The sequence below is a fragment of the Deinococcota bacterium genome, from assembly GCA_030858465.1.
Lineage (GTDB): Bacteria > Deinococcota > Deinococci > Deinococcales > Trueperaceae > JALZLY01.
On record JALZLY010000041.1, the window covers coordinates 1 to 4208 of the forward strand.

4 protein-coding genes are annotated in these 4208 nt (G+C 68.9%); all 4 read right to left on the reverse strand.

Annotation, left to right across the window (positions count from 1 at the left end):
- Nucleotides 1-735, reverse strand: a 735-nt coding sequence (locus tag M3498_02265) for an ABC transporter transmembrane domain-containing protein (GenBank protein ID MDQ3458121.1), incomplete at its 3' end; no start/stop codon positions are given.
- On the reverse strand, nucleotides 732-1901 hold the full coding sequence (locus M3498_02270; GenBank protein ID MDQ3458122.1) for a glycosyltransferase family 4 protein: 1170 nt from the start codon (nucleotides 1899-1901) through the stop codon (nucleotides 732-734). The genes M3498_02270 and M3498_02265, both read right to left, overlap by 4 nt.
- Entirely contained in the window at nucleotides 1901-3205 is a 1305-nt protein-coding gene (locus M3498_02275) for a glycosyltransferase family 4 protein (protein MDQ3458123.1), read from the reverse strand. Before M3498_02275 ends, M3498_02270 begins: the two co-directional genes overlap by 1 nt.
- On the reverse strand, nucleotides 3192-4208 hold a 1017-nt coding region (locus M3498_02280), incomplete at its 5' end, for a glycosyltransferase (protein ID MDQ3458124.1). The genes M3498_02280 and M3498_02275, both read right to left, overlap by 14 nt.

Sequence of the window (4208 nt, forward strand, 5' to 3'; positions counted from 1 at the left end):
GGTGCCCTCGAGTGAGAGCGCCTGGACGATCTTGATGGCGCCTATCACCTCGGCGGCGGTCGCGGCCATTGCGCCCTCGCGCTTACGCTGCTGGCGCGCGACCTCGCGGATGCGGTTTCCCTGCCGCAACGACACCAGCCAAAAGAGCGGAAAGATAGCCACGGCGATGAGCGCGAGCTGCCAGTTCAAGATGAACATCACCACGAGCATGCCCACCAGGACGAAGACGTTGCCGAGCATGGGCAGGATGGCGGTGACGGCGATTTCCTTGAGCATGCCCACGTCGCCGATGACGCGCACCGTCAGGTCGCCGCCCTTGGCCCCGGTGTGATAGGAGAGCGAGAGGCGCTGCAGGTGCTCGTAGACCTCGCCGCGCACCCGGGTCAGGACCCGGTTGCCGATGAGTGCGAAGCCGATCGTGCTGGCGTACTCGGCCACCGCCCGCAAGGCGATGACGACCACCAGCCCGACAGCGGACACCGTGAGAAGCGCCGTCGGCGAGAGCGCGTCGATAAAGGCCAGGCCCGAGCCGCTGCCGCTCGGCGCGGTGACGATGACTCGGTCGAGGATGAATTTGAGTGGCCAGGGCTCCAAAAGCCGCATGCCGACCTGGGCGAAGAGCGCGGCAAAGGCGCCCAGCAAGAGGAGGCGGTACTCGAGCAAGTAGGGCGCGAAGCGCCGCAGGATGTGCAAAAAGCTCGGCAGGACCTTGAGGAGCTTGGACGGCCGACTCATCCATGCACCTGTGCCCGCTGTCCCCGCGCCCCTTCGGCAATCGACAGAATGCGCCGCGCCACTCGTTGCCAGCTATGCTCGCTCGCGACTTTAGCGCGTCCGGCTTGGCCCAGGCGTTCGCGCAGGCTGGCGTCTTGGCCCAGCCGCGCCAGGGCTTCGGCAAGCGCGCGCGCATCGCCTGGCTCGTAGAGAAGCCCGTCCACGCCGTCCGTGAGCAAATCCCCGAGCTGCCCAACGCGGCTCGCCGCCACCGGCAAGCCCGCCGCCAGGTACTCGTAGACCTTGAGCGGCGAGAAGTAGAAGTCCGCCAGCGGCGGGTAGGGCGCGGCGGCGGCGTCCATCTGCGCCAGGAGCCGCGGGACGTCCTCGGGCGCGACCGCGCCGGTGAAGCGCACGCTGTCCGACAGGCCGAGGCGTGCGACCTCGGCCATCAGCGCCGCGCGCTCCGGCCCCTCGCCGATGACGAGCAGTCGGGCTTGTGGCAGCTCGAGCTTGAGGAGCGCGAAGGCTTCCAGGAGCGTGTCCACCCCATGCCAGGGCTTGAGCGTGCCCACGAAGCCCACGGTGAAGGTGTCTCGAGTCACTCGCCGGGGCAGGGCGAAGCGCCCTAGGTTGACACCGTTGGGGACGACGTGGACCTTGCCCAGGGCTACGGGAAAGGCCTTCAGATACACGCCCACTTCCCTCGAGACGGGCAGCAGCGCCGCGGCCGCGGCAAAGGCCCGCCGGGCGACCGCCTCGGCCTCGCTTGCGTGCACCAGGCCGCGGTGCTTGTGCTGCTCCTCGATAAGCGGCGCGTTGACTTCCAGCAGGCCGGGAGTGCCCGCGTCCCCGGCAAACGCCATCCCGGCGAAGCTCCACAGCGAGTAGCGCTCGTAAATCACGTCAAAAGGTCCCTCGTACTCGAGCCCCGCGCGGAGAATGTCGTTGGCGCCGAGCGCGGCCCGCTCCCGCGCGGCGAGCTCGCCCTTGGGGAGCGCGGGCAGCGCGTGAACGCGGACCCCCCGCAGGTCCTCCGGAGTCTCGCCGCCGACGCGGTTGGTAAAGAGCACGACCTCCGCGCCCTCGCCCATGAGCGCGCGCACGACCTCCTGAACGTGGACCGAACAGCCCTTGCTGCCGTAGACGGGCACGCCGGGGTCCGCCGATACGTAAGCGATGCGCATCAGCGGTTCCCCTTTGCCGCCATGGCGACGGGCTCGGACGGAGCCTCGCCCCGTCCCTCTGGTCGCGTGGCGGCGCTCCGGCGCTGTCGCGCTCCGGCAAAGACGTCGCGCAGCGCAGCGGCATTGCGCTCCACGTCGAACGCCGCCTCGATGAGCGCGCGGGCCCTTTCGGCGAGCGCAACGCGCAGGTCTCCGTCCTCCAAGAGCCGCTCGAGCGCGCCCGCAAGCGCTTCGGGCCGGTGTTGTGGGACCTGCAGGCCGGTCTCCTCGTGGCGGACGACCTCAGGGATGCCCGTCACGTCGGTGGAGACGCAGGGCGTGCCGAGCGCCATCGCCTCCAGGAGCACCGTCGGCAAACCGTCGCGGTTGCCGTCGCCACCCACCACAGAGGGCGCGGCGAAGACCGCCGACGCTTGGAGATAGGCGGCCAACTCGCGCTGGGGGTGCGGGCCGATGAGCTGGACGCTGTCCGCAACACCCAGCCGCGCTATCCGCGCCTTGAGCTCCGCCTCCAGCGGCCCGCTGCCGATGATGAGGCAGCGAAAGCGTTTGCCGCGCCTCGCCAACAAGGCGCAGGCGTCAACCAGGTCGCCAAAGCCCTTCTTCTCGACCAGCCGGCCCACCGAGACGAGTTGCGGCGGGCGCTCGCGCGGCGAGGCGTAGCGAAACAGGCTCAGGTCCATGCCGTTGTAGATGCGGCTCAAGCTCGACGGCGCGCCGCCATAGCTCCGGCGCAGATAGGCGAGGTTGTAGTCGCTGACGGTGACAACCGCGGCCGCGCCCCCCAGCTTGCGCCTCAGGTCGCTCGCGCTGACGCTCTCGTGAAAGATGTCCTTGGCGTGCGCGGTGAAGGTGTAAGGCAGCTCCGCGAAGCGAGCCGCGAGCCGCGCGACGCTGGTCGCGGCGGTGCCGAAGTGCGCGTGCAGGTGGGTCACGCCTCCGGCCTGCGCGCAGAGCGCGAGCTGCAGCGCCTGATAGACGTGGCGCACATCCTCTCCGCGAGCGAAGGCAAAGGCGTCTTGCATCCCGGGAAGCTTCTGAGACGCCTCGTCCAAGACCTCCCAGAGGTGAGACGCCTTGAGGCGCTCCGCGGTGAGATAGGTGACGGGCGCCCGTACGCTGGCCAGGGCGTCTTGAAAATGGCTGTCGTTCGGCGGGTAGAGCGAGAAGATGGCGAGGTCCAAGCCCGCCTTTTCATGCGCCAGGATCTCGGTGACGATAAAGGTTTCCGAGTAGCGCGGGTAGCGCTTGAGCACATAGGCGACGCGCGTGGGGCCGGTCCTCGCCCGCTTAGGTCGCGGCATGATGCATTTCCCACTGCGCCGGCACGACGAAGTCCAGCCGGAGCAGGTCGCTCAGGTGCTCGGGTAGCCGCGCCATCGCTCCGAAATCCAGCCGCTCGCGCACGCCCTTGGGCGCCTCGACGTCGCGCGCGAGCCACGAGGTCAGGGCCTCCGGCGTGAGCTTGTCGGGGCGAACGAAGTCGAGCAGGCCCAAGTCGTGCAGACACTTGGCACGGATGAGCTGCTCACGGCGCGGTTTCACCCTGGGGACGAGCAAGAGGGGCAATTCGTGCGAGAGCACCTCAAAGACCGTGTTGTAGCCGCCCATGGCGATCACCCTTTCGGCATGGACGAGGAGCTGGGACGACTCGCGCACGAAGTCGAGCACCTTGAGCCGCGCCCGCGACGCGGCCAGCTCGTGCAGCCGCCGGGTGACGTCCGGAGGCATGTAGGGCCCGGTGACGAGCACGCCGTACCTGCCCTCCGGCAGGTCCGTATCGGCAAAGGCCAGCGCCAGCTGCGCCCCGTCCTGCCCGCCGCCGACCTGGCAGAGCACCATCGCGCCCAGGCTGGGGTCGACGCCTTCCGGCAGGTTCGGGCCTGTCGTCTCGCCGGTGGGGACCGACAGGCATAGCCGCGCGCGCTGGTCGAAGTAACCGAGGTAGCGCAGCCGTTTCGCCAGACGCGGCGAGAAGCCGTACTCGCGCACCGGGTCGTAGACCCGCGGGTCGCCGTACACCCAGACCTCGTCGTAATAGTCGTCGATGATCGCCTCGCTGCCTGACTTGCGCCACTGCTTGCGGACCGCTTTGGGATCGTCGAGAACGTCGCGCAGGCCCAAGACGCAGCGCGTGCGCCCCTTTTTCTTCAGCTTTTTGAGGACCCGCTCGAGTTCGCCCGCCGCTCCCTCGGGCACGTTGTCCACGATCAGCACGTCCGGCTTGAAGACCTTGAGCGCGGCCGCTATGGCCCTCGAGCGCAGCTTGACGATCTGCTCCAAGCTCAGCTCCAGGGTTCTCGCCTC